Below are 12,920 nucleotides of genomic sequence, written 5' to 3'. Positions count from 1 at the left end.
GACGCTTCCTTCGAGCCGCCTTCCAGCAGGCCCTCCGGGCTTCGTTCTTCTGTGTTTCCAGCTTATCAGACGTTTTCCGCCCCGTTTTCCGGAGTTTCATTCATCGGATTCGCTTTCCGCTTTGCCGCCCCGGTCTCCCGCGGCGACTCCGGAACTGTACGGGGACGGGCCCGCCACATGCAAATCGTCCCGCCCTGCTGTCGCAGGGCGGGACGATCCGTTGTTCGAGCACCGTCAGGTGCGGCCCATCTCCTCGGCGATGGCCGCCGCGAAGGCGTCGATGTCGGCCTCCGTGGTGTCGAAGGCGCACATCCAGCGGACCTCGCCGGTGTGCTCGTTCCAGAAGTAGAAGCGGTAGCGCTTCTGCAGCCGCTCGCTCACCTCGCGCGGGAGGATCGCGAACACCGCGTTCGCCTGGACCGGGCGGACCACCTCGACGCCGTCGATCTTCCGGACCGCGGCCTCCAGGCGGCTGGCCATCGCGTTGGCGTGGCCGGCGTTGCGCAGGTACAGGTCACCGGAGAGCAGGGCCTCGAACTGCACCGAGACGAAGCGCATCTTCGAGGCGAGCTGCATCGAGGTCTTGCGCAGGTACTTGATGTTGCGCACCCGCTCGGGGTTGAGCACCACCACGACCTCGCCGAGCAGCAGGCCGTTCTTCGTCCCGCCGAAGGAGAGCACGTCCACGCCCACGTCGGTGGTGAAGGCGCGCAGCGGCTGGCCGAGCGAGGCGGCCGCGTTGGCCAGGCGGGAGCCGTCCACGTGGACGAGCATGCCCAGCTGGTGGGCGTGCTCGGTGATCGCGCGGATCTCGTCGACGGTGTAGAGGGTGCCGAGCTCGGTGCTCTGGGTGATGGAGACCGCGAGCGGCTGCGCGCGGTGCTCGTCGCCGAAGCCCCAGGCCTGCTGGTCGAGCAGCTCGGGGGTGAGCTTGCCGTCCGGGGTGGGGACGGTGAGCAGCTTGATGCCGCCCATCTTCTCCGGGGCGCCGCCCTCGTCCACGTGGATGTGGGCGGACTCGGCGCAGACCACCGCGCCCCAGCGCGGGAGCAGCGACTGGAGGGCGACCACGTTGGCGCCGGTGCCGTTGAAGACGGGGTAGGCCTCCGCCTTCTCGCCGAAGTGGCGGCGGAAGACGTGCTGGAGGTGGGCCGTGTAGTCGTCCTCGCCGTAGGCGATCTGGTGACCGCCGTTGGCGAGGGCTATCGCGGCGAGCACCTCCGGGTGCACACCGGCGTAGTTGTCGCTGGCGAAGCCGCGGACGGCGGGGTCGTGCCGCCGTACCGCGTCCGTACGGTTGGAGTCGGTCATCGGGCTGTCAGCCACAGGTGCTGTCCGTTCAGTTCCGCTGCGGGGCGGTCCCAGAGGGCCGCCAGGTGTCCGGCGAGGTCGGCCGTGTCGGTGAAGCCGGCGAACTTCGCCTCCGGCTTCTCGGCCCGCATTTCGGGGCTGACCAGCGCCTTGATGACCAGGATCGCAGCCGCCGCGGTGGGCTCGCCCTCGGGGTCGGTGGTCTCCTTCTTGAAGGAGTCGGCCATGGCGAGGGTCCAGGCCTCGGTGGCGGCCTTGGCGGCCGCGTACGCGGCGCCGCCGGCGGTGGGCTTGTGCGCGGCCGAGGCGGAGATCATCGCGTAGCGGCCGGCGGTGCTGCGGACCAGCGCGGGCTGGAAGGCCAGCGAGGTGTGCTGGAGGGTGCGCACGACGGTGTCGTGCAGGAAGTCCCAGTCGTCCAGCCGGGTGTCGAAGAAGGTCTTGCTGCCGCGCCAGCCGCCCACCAGGTGGAACAGGCCGTCGACGTGGCCGTGCTCGGACTCCAGGTGGTCGGCCCAGTCGTGGACCTCCTGCGGGTCGAGCAGGTCGATCACCTGGCCGCTGACCTTGGCGCCGCGGACGGCCACCCGGGTGGCGTCCAGGGCGGACTCCAGCCGCTGGGCGTCGATGTCGGCGCCGATCACGGTGGCGCCGTCGGCGGTGAGGCGGCGCAGGACGGCGCGGCCGGCCGGCCCGCTGGCTCCGGCGACGGCGATGACCTTGCCGGCCAGCGGGGCGTTGGTGGAGGTGGTCACGCTGCGGCTCCCTGGGCGGTGGTACCGGTGATGCCGGTGGTGGAGGCGATGACGCCGCTCAGCTTCTTGTTGAGGGCCTCGTAGAACATGCTCAGCGGGAACTCGTCCGGGAGCACGGCGTCGCACAGGGCCTTGTTGAGGGCCTTGCCGTCGGTGATGCCGAGCGGGAGGGCCTCGGGGCCCTTCGCCCAGGTCGAGGCGGGGTGCGGGGTGAGGTACCGGGAGACCAGCTCGTAGGCGGCGATCCAGTGGGCCGGCTTGGGCCGGTCGATGCCGTCGCGGTACAGCTTCTCGATCTCGCCGCAGAGCGCGTTGGTGACCTGCGGGGCGCGCTCCCAGTCGATGCTGAGGCGGTTGTCGCGCCAGCGCAGGGCGTCGTGCTTGTGCAGGTAGGCGAAGAGCAGCTGGCCGCCGAGGCCGTCGTAGTTGCGCACCCGGTCGCCGGAGACCGGGAAGCGGAACAGGCGGTCGAAGAGGATCGCGTACTGGACGTCGCGGGCGTGCGGGTTGCCCTCGGTCTCCAGCTTCACCGCCTCCTTGAAGGTGGTGAGGTCGCAGCGGAGCTCCTCCAGGCCGTACATCCAGAACGGGCTGCGCTGCTTGATCATGAAGGGGTCGAAGGGCAGGTCGCCGTGGCTGTGGGTGCGGTCGTGGACCAGGTCCCACAGGACGAAGGTCTCCTGCGCGCGCTGCTGGTCCTGGAGCAGGCCCTCGGCGTCGGCCGGGATCTCCAGGCCGAGCTGCTGGACGGCGCTGGTGGACACCGCGCGGAAGCGGGCGGCCTCGCGGTCGCAGAAGATGCCGCCCCAGGTGAAGCGCTCCGGCGCCTTGCGCACGGCGACCGTCTCGGGGAAGAGCACGGCGGAGTTGGTGTCGTAGCCGGCGGTGAAGTCCGTGAAGGTGATCGGCACGAACATCGGGTTGTCGAAGCGGGTGCGCTCCAGCTCGGCCAGCCAGTCGGGCCACACGACGCGCAGCAGGACGGCTTCCAGGTTGCGGTCCGGGTTGCCGTTCTGGGTGTACATCGGGAAGACGACGAGGTGCTCCAGGCCGTCCTCGCGCTGGTCGGCGGGCTGGAAGGCGAGCAGCGAGTCCAGGAAGTCGGGCTCGCGGTAGCCGGTGTCGGCCCACTTGGCGAGGTCCGCGTCGACGGCGGCCAGGTAGGCGGCGTCGTGCGGGAAGTTCGGTGCGAGCTCCTCGACGGCGGCGCGGACGGTGGCGACCAGCGGGTCGACCGTGTGCCGCTGGACGGCGGACAGGTCGATCGAGCCGTCCTTGGACTGGAGCGGGCGCAGCGTCTCGACGGCCTCCTTCAGGCGCAGCCAGGCCGGGTGGCCGGCGAGGGTCGAGACCGGGGCGTCGGCCGCCACAGCGAGCCTTGGCGAAAGATTCTGCATCGGGGACTCACTTCGACAGGAGTTATTTCAACGGGAACACCATAAGTACGAAAGGTTCTCCCGTTCAAGAGGGCAAGGACCGGCAAAGCTCCGGCGTACCGCCCCTCCGACGCCTAAACCTTCGGCGGGAGACGGGTTGTCCGACATGTGGACACTGATCTGGATGTTCTGGACAGATGCGCCGTCCTGATGCGAACCTCCCCGCATGCTCCCGGCGGTGATCACGGTGGCCGTACGCCACGACAGCCCGTTCCGGGTGCCCTCCCGTCGGCAGGTGCGCCGTCGCCGTCGCTGTCGCGCGCGCGGCCTCCGCTGCCGCTGTCGCCGCTGTTGTTGACCGGTCCGCCGCCGACCCGGCTGCCGCCGATCCGACTCGGGGGGCACCGCGGACGCGGCCCCGTACGCCGACCATGCCGCGTGTGTTCCGGCGCCGCCACCGGGGGGAAGTGACCCGCCGGGACGCGGGCCGCCCCTCGCGGCCTCCCGTACCCCTCCTTCTCGTTCCACCGTCCCGCCGGTCCTTCCCTGGAGCCCCGTCATGACCCTCCGCAAGCCGTCCGCCGTACTGCCCGTCGCCGCGCTGGTCGCCGCCGCGGCCGTGCTCACCGCCTGCGCGCCGCAGGACTCGACGTCCGACGCCGCCTCCGGCGCCCCGGGCGCGGCCGGGTCGGCGGCGGGCTGCGCGCCGGGGGCCCTGGCCACGCGCACCGCCGGCACGCTGACCGTCGGCACGGACAAGCCGGCGTACGACCCCTGGTTCTCCGAGGACAAGCCGGAGAACGGCAAGGGCTTCGAGTCCGCCGTGGCCTACGCCGTCGCCGAGAAGCTCGGCTACCCCAAGGAGAAGGTCGGCTGGGTGGTCGCGCCGTTCAACAAGGCGACCGCGCCGGGCGCCAAGGACTTCGACTTCGACATCAACCAGGTGTCCGTCAGCGACGAGCGCAAGCAGGCGGTGGACTTCTCCTCCGGCTACTACGACGTGCGCCAGACCGTCATCGCGCTGAAGAACTCCAAGGCGGCCGGCGCCAGGAGCATCGCCGACCTCAAGGGCACCAAGCTCGGTGCGCAGGTCGGCACCACGAGCCTGGACACCATCACCGGCACCATCAAGCCGACCACCCAGCCGGCCGTCTTCGACTCCAACGACCTGGCCAAGGCCGCGCTGAAGAACGGCCAGATCGAGGCCCTGGTGGTGGACCTGCCGACCGCCTTCTACATCACCGGCGCCGAGGTGCCGGAGGCCCAGGTGGTCGGCCAGTTCGAGGCGACGGCGAAGGCCGAGCAGTTCGGACTGGTGCTGGACAAGGGCTCCAAGCTGACCGGCTGCGTCTCGCAGGCGGTGGACGCGCTGCGCGCCGACGGCACGCTGGCGAAGCTGGAGAAGCAGTGGCTCTCCGACGCCGTCTCGGCACCGGTGCTGAAGTGAGCGCCGACCTGGGCCCCGAACTGAGCGGGGAGGCGTCGCAGGGTGCGGGTCCGGTGGAGCTCGCCAAGGCTCAGGGTGACCGGAGCGGGACGCCGGGCGCGCGGACCGGGGGTCCTGGCACGGGTGCCGGGACGCCGGCACCGCGGTCCGGGGCGGCGGCTTCGCCGACCGGTGCGCCGGCGGCGGAGGACGACTACCGCCCGTCCGAGCGGCGGCTGGCGCACGAGGCCTACCGGCGGGCCCGGGCCCGGCGCTCGGCGCTGATCGCCACCGGGTCCACCCTGGCGACGGCCGCCGTGCTCTACCTGCTGGTCGTCAACTCCCCGGGCTGGGAGGTGACCCGACGGACCTTCTTCAACCTCGACTACGCCCGGCAGGCGCTGCCCGAGGTGCTGAAGGGGCTGCGGCTGAACCTGGAGCTGATGCTCGGCTGCGGGGCGCTGATCCTGGTGTTCGGACTGCTGCTGGCGGTGCTCCGGACGTTGCGCGGACCGGTCTTCCTGCCGGTGCGGCTGCTGGCCACCGCGTACGTGGACTTCTTCCTCGGGCTGCCGATGATCATCTGCCTGCTGGTGATGATCACCGGGGTGCCCGCGCTGCGGCTGACCGGGGTGACCACCGATCCGCTGCTGCTGGGCGGGGCGGCCCTGGTGCTGACGTACTCGGCGTACGTGTCGGAGGTGTTCCGCTCCGGCATCGAGTCGGTGCACCCGAGCCAGCGGGCCGCGGCCCGGTCGCTGGGCCTGACCAACGCGCAGGCGATGCGCTACGTGGTGCTGCCGCAGGCCGTCCGCCGGGTGGTGCCGCCGCTGCTCAACAACCTGGTGAGCCTCCAGAAGGACACCGGGCTGGTCTCGATCGGCGGCGCGATCGACGCGGTGTACGCGGCGAAGATCATCGCGGCCCGGTCCTTCAACTTCACGCCGTACCTGGTGGCGGGACTGGTGTTCATCGTGCTGACCATTCCACTGACCCGGTTCGCCGACTGGCTGACCACCCGGATGAACCGCCGCCAGCTCCAGGGAGGTGCGGTGTGACCTCGAACGAGGTGCTCCGGCTGGAGTCGGTGCGCAAGACCTTCGGCGGCCACGTGGTGCTGCGTGACGTGGACCTCGCCGTGGCCGAGCACTCGGTGACGGCGCTGATCGGGGCCTCCGGCTCCGGCAAGTCCACGCTGATGCGCTGCGTCAACCTGCTGGAGGGGATCGACGACGGGGCGATCTTCCTGGACGGCAAGGAGATCACCGATCCGCGCGCGGACGAGGACGCCGTGCGGCGCCGGATCGGCGTGGTGTTCCAGTCGTACAACCTGTTCCCGCATCTGACGGTGCTGGAGAACATCACGCTCGCGCCGCGCCGGGTGCACCGGGTCGCGCGGGGCGAGGCGGAGGCCCGGGCGCTGGAGCTGCTCGACCGGCTCGGGCTGGCGGCCAAGGCTAAGGAGTACCCGGACCGGCTCTCCGGCGGACAGCAGCAGCGGGTCGCCATCGTGCGCGCGCTGGCCACCGGGCCGCGGCTGCTGCTCCTGGACGAGATCACCGCGGCCCTCGACCCGGTGCTGGTCGGCGAGGTGCTGTCGGTGGTGCGGGACCTCAAGGAGCAGGGGATGACGATGGTCCTCTCCACGCACGAGATGGGGTTCGCCCGCGAGGTCGCCGACCAGGTCTGCTTCCTGGACGGCGGGGTGGTGCTCGAACAGGGGCCGCCGGAGCAGGTGTTCGGCGATCCGCAGGAGGAGCGGACCCGGCGGTTCCTCAGCCGGGTGGTCGCCTCCGGACGGCTCCAGGGCTGAGCCCGGCCCTCCGCCGACGGCGGGCGGTGAGGCTCCCTCGGCCGGGCGTTCGGCCGGGGGGGTACGGCCGGGTCCATGCGGCCGGGGCGGGCGGCCGGGTACATCCGGCCGAGGCGTGCGGATGGGGCGTTCGCGACGCCCGGCACCACTGTGCGCCCCTGTACGCGCCTGGCCGCGCCCGGCGGGGTGCGGTGATCGTGGAGCGGACGTCCGTCGCCGCGCGCGGGGGCGGCGAACAGACGACAACCGACGGATGACAGATGACAGATGACAGCCGACAGATTTCATCATCTGTCAGCTGTCCGCTGTTCGTCGCCATCTGTCCGTCGTCGCCTGTTCGCCTCCCCGGCGCCCACCGCCCCGGGAGGCCGCCGTTGCAGCACGGACCCGTCCTGGTCAACTGGCTCCTCGCCCTCCTCGCCGCCGGCGCCGGCACCTCCTGCCTGGTCCGGCTGCGCCACTCCCCCTGCGCCCCGGGCGGCACGCACGGACCGCTCACCCGCGAGTCCGACGCCGCCGAGGCGCTGATGGGGCTGGGGATGGCCGCGATGGCCGTCACCGGAGCCGCCGTTCCGCCCACCGTCTGGGCCGCCCTGTTCGGCCTCCCCGCCGCCGGCTTCCTGCTCGCCGCCGCCCACGCCCCGGCCGGGCGGACCCACCGGCTGCACCACGCCGTCGGCGCGCTCGCCATGACGTACATGGCGGTCGCGATGGCGACCGCCTCCGGCCACCAGCACCACCGGGCCGCCGCCCTGGGCCTTCCGGCGCTGACCGGGGCGCTCCTCCTCTACTTCGGCGGGTACACCCTCTGGACCGGCAGCCGGCTGCTGCGCACCCCGGCGGGCCCCCTCGCGATCGGCACCGCCGGGCTGCCGCAGGCCTGCCGGCTCACCATGGGCATCGGCATGTTCGCCATGCTCCTGACCATGTGACGACCAGGGCCCCCCGCTCGGCACCCGCAAGGCGTTCGTCGGCACCCCAAGGCGCCTGCCCGGGCGTGGCGTTGGTCACTGGCCGGCCGAAAGCCGTTCCACCGCGCCTCGCCAGCACATAGGTTGGCAGGGAGCGCGTTGTCGCGTTCCGTGCGTACTCGGGGAGCCCATCGATGCCTGCCCTGATCGTCCTGCTGCTGCTCGGACTGCTGCTCTCGACCGTCGCGCCCCGGCTGCTGGCCCGGGCCCGCTGGGCGGAGCGCGAACCAGTGCTGGCGCTGCTGGTGTGGCAGTGCCTGGTGGTGGCCGTGCTGCTCTGCTGCGCGCTGGGACTCCTCCTGGCGGCCTCCGCCGCCCTGCCGGAGCTGCGCGCGATGGTGTTCGCCGGCGCACCGCACGGCGTGGAGGCGGCGTACGGCCTCCAGGGCGCCGAGGGCTGGGGCCGGCTGTGCGCCGCGGTGCTGGCCGCGGGCGGGGTGCAGACGGTGCTGGCACTCACCCGGGAGGTCCGTACGGCCAAGGCACTGCGCAGTCGGCGCCACGCCCAACTGGCCAGCCGCGCCCCGGAGTTGCCGGGCACGATCGAGACGGCCCGGGCCCGCCGGGAGCGCCTGGTGGTACTGGAGAACGTCCGCCCCGAGGCGTGGTCGCTGCCCGGGCCGGACTCCCGGCTGGTGGTCACCACCGGCGCCCTCCAGCAGCTGACCGACCGGGAGCTGGCCGCCGTGCTGAGCCATGAGCGCGGCCATGTCCGGGCCCGGCACCACTGGCTCCAGCAGTTCGCCCAGGCGCTCGCCTCCGGCTTCCCCGGGGTCGGCGTGTTCAGCGCCTTCCGGGACCAGGTGGCGGAGCTGGTCGAACTGGCCGCCGACGACCGGGCCGCCCGTCGACACGGCCGGCACACCACCGCCCTCGCACTGGCCGAACTCAACCTGGACCGCGGGGTGTTCGGCTCCTGTCCGCCCGGCCTGGCGCAGTCGCCGAAGCGGGTGGACCGGCTGCTCGCGGGCCGTCCGCGGCTCTCCGTCCCGCACCGGCTGCGGCTCACCGTCGCGGCACTCGCCACGCCCGCCGTGGTCGTCCTGCTGGCCGCCGCACCGGGGCTGCGGACACTGTTCTGAGGCAACCCCGCACCGCTGCGCTGAGGCAACCCAGCACCACCGCCGACCTGCTGACGGACCGTCAGCCCGAGGAGGGTGGCCCGCCGACCGGGCCCAGACCGTCGCCGAGGGTCAGGTCCAGCACCTCGCGGTGGAGCGGCCTGGCCTGCTCGTAGCGCTCCCGGCCGGCCTCGGTGAGGGTGAGCAGGACGCCCCGCCGATCGCTCTCACACATCGCCCGGGTGACCAGTCCGGCCTTCTCCAGGCGGGCGATCAGCCGGGAGAGCGCGCTCTGGCTCAGGTGCACGGTGTGGGCCAGCTCGCTCACCCGCACCGCGTGCCCGCCGCCGCCGCACTCCTCGACGAGGCGCTCCAGCACCTCGAACTCGCTCATTCCCAGCCCGTACCGCTCGCCCAGCTCGCGGTCGAGCAGGCAGGCCGTGGCGGCATGCCGCGCCAGCAGCTCGCGCCACTGCGCGACGAGACCTGCCTCCGCCGGGGAGTCGAGTTCAGCCACGCCGCCACCCTAGCACGTGCATCAGCAATTATTGCGTTCACATCTAATTCACTTGCATTGGATGCACGTGCATGTACTGTCCTCCCCATGACCACCGCGACCGTCACGTCACCCGATGCCCCGTCAACCAGCGGACCGCACTGGACTCCCCGCCTCTGGGGCACCCTGATCGTGCTCTGCGCCGCCATGTTCCTGGACGCCCTGGACGTCTCCATGGTGGGCGTCGCCCTTCCGTCCATCGGCTCCGACCTGCACCTGTCCACCTCCACCCTGCAGTGGGTGGTCTCCGGCTACGTGCTCGGCTACGGCGGCCTGCTGCTGCTCGGCGGACGCGCCGCCGACCTGCTCGGCCGCCGCCGGGTGTTCCTGGTGGCCCTGGGCGTCTTCGCCGCCGCCTCGCTGGTCGGCGGCCTGGTCGACGACGGCGGCCTGCTGATCGCGGCCCGCTTCCTCAAGGGCGTCAGCGCCGCCTTCACCGCCCCGGCCGGCCTGTCGATCATCACCACGACCTTCGCGGAGGGCCCGGCCCGCAACCGCGCGCTGTCCATCTACACCACCTGCGGCGCCAGCGGCTTCTCGCTCGGCCTGGTGCTCAGCGGCCTGCTCACCTCGGTCGGCTGGCGCTGGACCTTCCTGATGCCCGTCCCGGTCGCGCTGCTCGCCCTGGCCTTCGCCGTCCGGCTGCTCCCCCGCCCGGTCGAGGAGCCCGCCAAGGGCGGCTACGACGTGCTGGGCGCGATCACCGGCACCGCGACCGTGCTGCTGCTGGTCTTCACCGTCACCGAGGCCCAGGGCGCCGGCTGGCTGAGCCCGCGCACCCTCGGCTCGCTGCTCGTCGTCGCCGTGCTGGCCGCCGCCTTCGTACGGGTGGAGAGCCGTACCGCGCACCCGCTGGTCCGGCTCGGCATCTTCCGCAACGGCTCCGTCGCCCGGGCCAACGTGGTCGCCTTCGCGATGACCGGCGCGTACGGCGGGTTCCAGTTCGTGGTCACCCTCTACCTCCAGCACCTGCTCGGCTGGTCGGCCCTGGAGATGGCCCTCGGGCTGCTCCCGGCCGCGGCCCTCATCGCGCTCTCGGCACCCTTCATGGGCCCGATCGTCGACCGCTTCGGCACCGGACGGCTGCTGCCGATCGGTCTGCTCTCACTGGTCGCCGCCTTCGCGCTGTTCCTGCGGCTGGACGAGCACAGCTCGTACCCGGGCCTGGTGCTGCCCTCGATGCTGCTGCTCGGCGTGGGCTTCGCGTTCGCCTTCCCGTCGGTGAACATCGCCGCCACCGACGGCGTGGCCGACGAGGAGCAGGGCCTGGCCTCGGGCCTGGTGAACACCGCCATCCAGGTCGGCACCGCGGTGGTGCTGGCCGGAGCGACCGCGATGATCACGGCCGGCAGCGCGGGCGGCGACAGCCCACAGGCCCAGCTGGACGGCTACCGGCCGGCCCTGCTGTTCGTCACGGTGGTCGCCCTGGTCGGCCTGGCGGTCGCGGCGGCGGGCGCCCTGGTGGACCGGCGCCGCAAGGCGACTCCCGCACCCGTACCGGACTACGACTACACGTCGGTCGGATCGACCGCGGCCAGGACGGAGGTCCTGACCAAGCAGTGACCGCCGGGCCCGTCGGACGGCCGACCGCGCAGAGCGGGCCGCCGAAGGGCCGACCCCGGGCCGTCGGACCATGGCGCCGGCTCCACCAAACCCCCGTGTCGGTGGAGCCGGCCGTCTTCAATGGCGGCCGCCCGGCCGCGCCCGTCGTCGGGGCGCGGTTCTCCGGTGCGGCTGTCGGCTCCACAAGTATATTGGCTCGGAGCCAACGAACGTTCGGAGCAGACACGATGGCACCCCGCGGGGATTCGGTCAATGAGGAGATGCGGCAACGCTCCCGTCGGCGCATCATGCGGGCCACCGTCGAACTGGTCGACCAGCGCGGTTACGCGGGAACCACGCTGACCGACATCGCCGAGCGGGCCGGGCTCGCCCGCGGGCTGCTCTCGTACTACTTCGACGGCAAACGGCTGCTGATGCAGTCCGCGACGCACCGGATGATGCACCAGGCGCTGGCCGGCGCGCTGGCGGAACTGGCACCCGGCTCCTCCCCCGACGCCCGGCTGGCCCGGGCGATCGACACCGTGCTCGGCCTTGCGCTGGACCACCCCCGGGTGATGCGCTCCCACCTGGCGCTGATCCTCGACCCGGACACCGGCGCCTTCGTCCAGGACCCGGAGCAGCAGCAGCTCGGCGCCATCCTCCAGGGACTGCTGCGGGACTGGGGCGCGCCCGACCCGGTCGCCGAGCACGCGGTGCTGCGCAGTGCGCTGATGGGCGGCTGCATCGGAGTGCTGCTGCCGGGTGCCGAGATCCCGCTGGCACCGATCCGGGCCGACCTCTTCCGCCGCTACGAACTGGCCTGGGAGCTGGGCCGCCCGCCGCACCCGACCCCGCCGGAACGCGAACGGCCGCCGGCCCGCGGCTGACGGCGGGTGGGCGGCCTGGCGGGCTGCTACCGGGGGCCTCGCGAGTGAGGGGGCTCACAGGCCCCGGGCGGCAGCGGCTCAGCGTTCCTTCAGGATCGAGGCGAGCAGGTCTATCGTGCGCTCCGGCGTGAGGCTGTCCACGCAGAGCCGCTCCATGACCTGGATGTAGGCGTCGACGTCGTCGCGCTTGTCCAGGTAGAGCGCGCTGGTGAGCTGCTCCAGGTAGACCACGTCCGCGAGGTCCTGCTCCGGGAAGCGCAGGATCGTGAACGCCCCGGACTCGCCCGCGTGGGCGCCGAACCGGAACGGCATCACCTGGATCACCACGTTGGCCTGCTCGGCGACGTCGATCAGGTACTGCACCTGACCGCGCATCACCTTGGGCCCGCCGACCGGCCGGCGCAGCGCCGCCTCGTCGATGACCGCCCACAGGCGCGGGCTGGCGCCCTCGGTCAGCAGCTTCTGGCGCCGCAGCCGGAGGCTGACCCGCCGCTCGACCTCCTCCTCGCTGATGACCGGCCGGCTTTGGCCGAAAACCGCCCGTGCGTACTCCTCGGACTGCAGCAGTCCGGGGATGAACTGCACCTCGTAGGTGCGGATCAGCTGGGCGGCCTCCTCCAGGCCGACGTAGGTCTGGAACCAGCCCGGCAGCACGTCGTTGAAGCTGTGCCACCAGCCGGACTTGTTGGCCTCGCGGACGAGTCCGAGCAGGGCTTCCCGCTCGATGCCGTCGTCCACGCCGTACAGACTGAGCAGGTCGGCGACGTCGCGCTCCTTGAAGCTGACGCGGCCGAGCTCCATGCGGCTGATCTTGGACTCGGAGGCCCGGATCGCGTAGCCCGCGTCCTCGCGGGTGATGCCGCGCGCCTCGCGCAGGCGGCGAAGCTGCGAGCCGAGGAGGATCCGGCGGACCATCGAGCCGCCGCCCGGCTGAACTGTGGTCATGCGGTCGAAACCTCCACCTAGGGCAAACAGCGCACAGTCTGCCATCAGTTGAGCGCTCACGGTGCCGATACTGACGGATGTTCCTATCAGTTCCGCACTCCGTGCACCAGGATGCACGTGCATTCGGCGCTTGCATATGCCAATAGTGCGACTGCACGTGAATCGACTCTTGCATCTGCAGTGAGCGCACACCACCATGGTGCACGTGCACCTGCACATCCCTGGCAATCCCGCGGGCTCCGCGTCGACCCCACGCGCGACTCCGTGCACCGACCCG

12 protein-coding genes are annotated in these 12,920 nt (G+C 72.1%); 7 read left to right on the top strand and 5 right to left on the bottom strand.

Annotated elements, in window-relative coordinates; all coding sequences use genetic code 11:
- Positions 1 to 234 precede the first annotated feature (234 nt).
- Genes ACZ5GH_RS30305 through ACZ5GH_RS30295 form a run of 3 tightly spaced genes read right to left on the bottom strand, consistent with a single transcriptional unit; the run spans position 235 to position 3,463 of the window.
- A complete protein-coding gene (locus ACZ5GH_RS30305) occupies positions 235 to 1,311 on the bottom strand; it encodes a threonine aldolase family protein (protein ID WP_464336897.1) in 1,077 nt (358 codons plus the stop codon).
- The gene (locus ACZ5GH_RS30300; protein ID WP_387756615.1) at positions 1,308 to 2,066 is read right to left on the bottom strand and encodes an SDR family NAD(P)-dependent oxidoreductase; all 759 of its coding nucleotides are present in this window, start codon (positions 2,064 to 2,066) and stop codon (positions 1,308 to 1,310) included. Before ACZ5GH_RS30300 ends, ACZ5GH_RS30305 begins: the two co-directional genes overlap by 4 nt.
- Complete coding sequence (locus ACZ5GH_RS30295; RefSeq protein ID WP_387756616.1) at positions 2,063 to 3,463, bottom strand: DUF6421 family protein; 1,401 nt, start codon at positions 3,461 to 3,463, stop codon at positions 2,063 to 2,065. Before ACZ5GH_RS30295 ends, ACZ5GH_RS30300 begins: the two co-directional genes overlap by 4 nt.
- 538 nt (positions 3,464 to 4,001) lie before the next feature.
- On the opposite strand from ACZ5GH_RS30295, the gene ACZ5GH_RS30290 reads away from it, so the two are divergent.
- From ACZ5GH_RS30290 to ACZ5GH_RS30270, 5 genes are all read left to right on the top strand, one after another.
- Positions 4,002 to 4,889: an ABC transporter substrate-binding protein gene (locus ACZ5GH_RS30290; protein WP_387756617.1), complete on the top strand. Its 888-nt coding sequence runs from the start codon at positions 4,002 to 4,004 to the stop codon at positions 4,887 to 4,889.
- Between the two features lie 215 nt (positions 4,890 to 5,104).
- Complete coding sequence (locus tag ACZ5GH_RS30285; RefSeq protein WP_464336896.1) at positions 5,105 to 5,926, top strand: amino acid ABC transporter permease; 822 nt, start codon at positions 5,105 to 5,107, stop codon at positions 5,924 to 5,926.
- Positions 5,923 to 6,681 (top strand): amino acid ABC transporter ATP-binding protein, encoded by a 759-nt coding sequence (locus tag ACZ5GH_RS30280; protein WP_464335867.1) that lies wholly within the window; start codon positions 5,923 to 5,925, stop codon positions 6,679 to 6,681. The genes ACZ5GH_RS30285 and ACZ5GH_RS30280 overlap by 4 nt, the downstream gene beginning before the upstream one ends.
- Before the next feature lie 374 nt (positions 6,682 to 7,055).
- The gene (locus ACZ5GH_RS30275) at positions 7,056 to 7,613 is read left to right on the top strand and encodes a DUF5134 domain-containing protein (protein WP_387756619.1); all 558 of its coding nucleotides are present in this window, start codon (positions 7,056 to 7,058) and stop codon (positions 7,611 to 7,613) included.
- A gap of 173 nt (positions 7,614 to 7,786) precedes the next feature.
- Positions 7,787 to 8,734, top strand: a complete 948-nt coding sequence (locus ACZ5GH_RS30270) for a M56 family metallopeptidase (protein ID WP_464335866.1) — start codon at positions 7,787 to 7,789, stop codon at positions 8,732 to 8,734.
- 61 nt (positions 8,735 to 8,795) lie between these two features.
- On the opposite strand, the gene ACZ5GH_RS30265 is transcribed toward ACZ5GH_RS30270, so the two are convergent.
- Positions 8,796 to 9,230 carry a MarR family winged helix-turn-helix transcriptional regulator gene (locus tag ACZ5GH_RS30265; protein WP_464335865.1) on the bottom strand — a complete coding sequence of 145 codons (435 nt, stop codon included), beginning with the start codon at positions 9,228 to 9,230 and terminating at the stop codon, positions 8,796 to 8,798.
- 87 nt (positions 9,231 to 9,317) lie between these two features.
- Here ACZ5GH_RS30265 and ACZ5GH_RS30260 point away from each other — a divergent pair, with 87 nt between their 5' ends.
- Together ACZ5GH_RS30260 and ACZ5GH_RS30255 are read left to right on the top strand one after the other, a co-directional pair.
- Complete coding sequence (locus ACZ5GH_RS30260) at positions 9,318 to 10,832, top strand: MFS transporter (protein ID WP_464335864.1); 1,515 nt, start codon at positions 9,318 to 9,320, stop codon at positions 10,830 to 10,832.
- A 260-nt stretch (positions 10,833 to 11,092) separates the two neighbouring features.
- Complete coding sequence (locus tag ACZ5GH_RS30255) at positions 11,093 to 11,698, top strand: TetR/AcrR family transcriptional regulator (protein WP_387756623.1); 606 nt, start codon at positions 11,093 to 11,095, stop codon at positions 11,696 to 11,698.
- A 78-nt stretch (positions 11,699 to 11,776) separates the two neighbouring features.
- On the opposite strand, the gene ACZ5GH_RS30250 is transcribed toward ACZ5GH_RS30255, so the two are convergent.
- On the bottom strand, positions 11,777 to 12,643 hold the full coding sequence (locus tag ACZ5GH_RS30250) for a helix-turn-helix domain-containing protein (protein ID WP_350524265.1): 867 nt from the start codon (positions 12,641 to 12,643) through the stop codon (positions 11,777 to 11,779).
- Positions 12,644 to 12,920 lie beyond the last annotated feature (277 nt).

Source organism: Kitasatospora sp. Xyl93, assembly GCF_055383135.1.
This window is presented reverse-complemented; position numbering and strand designations above follow the sequence as displayed.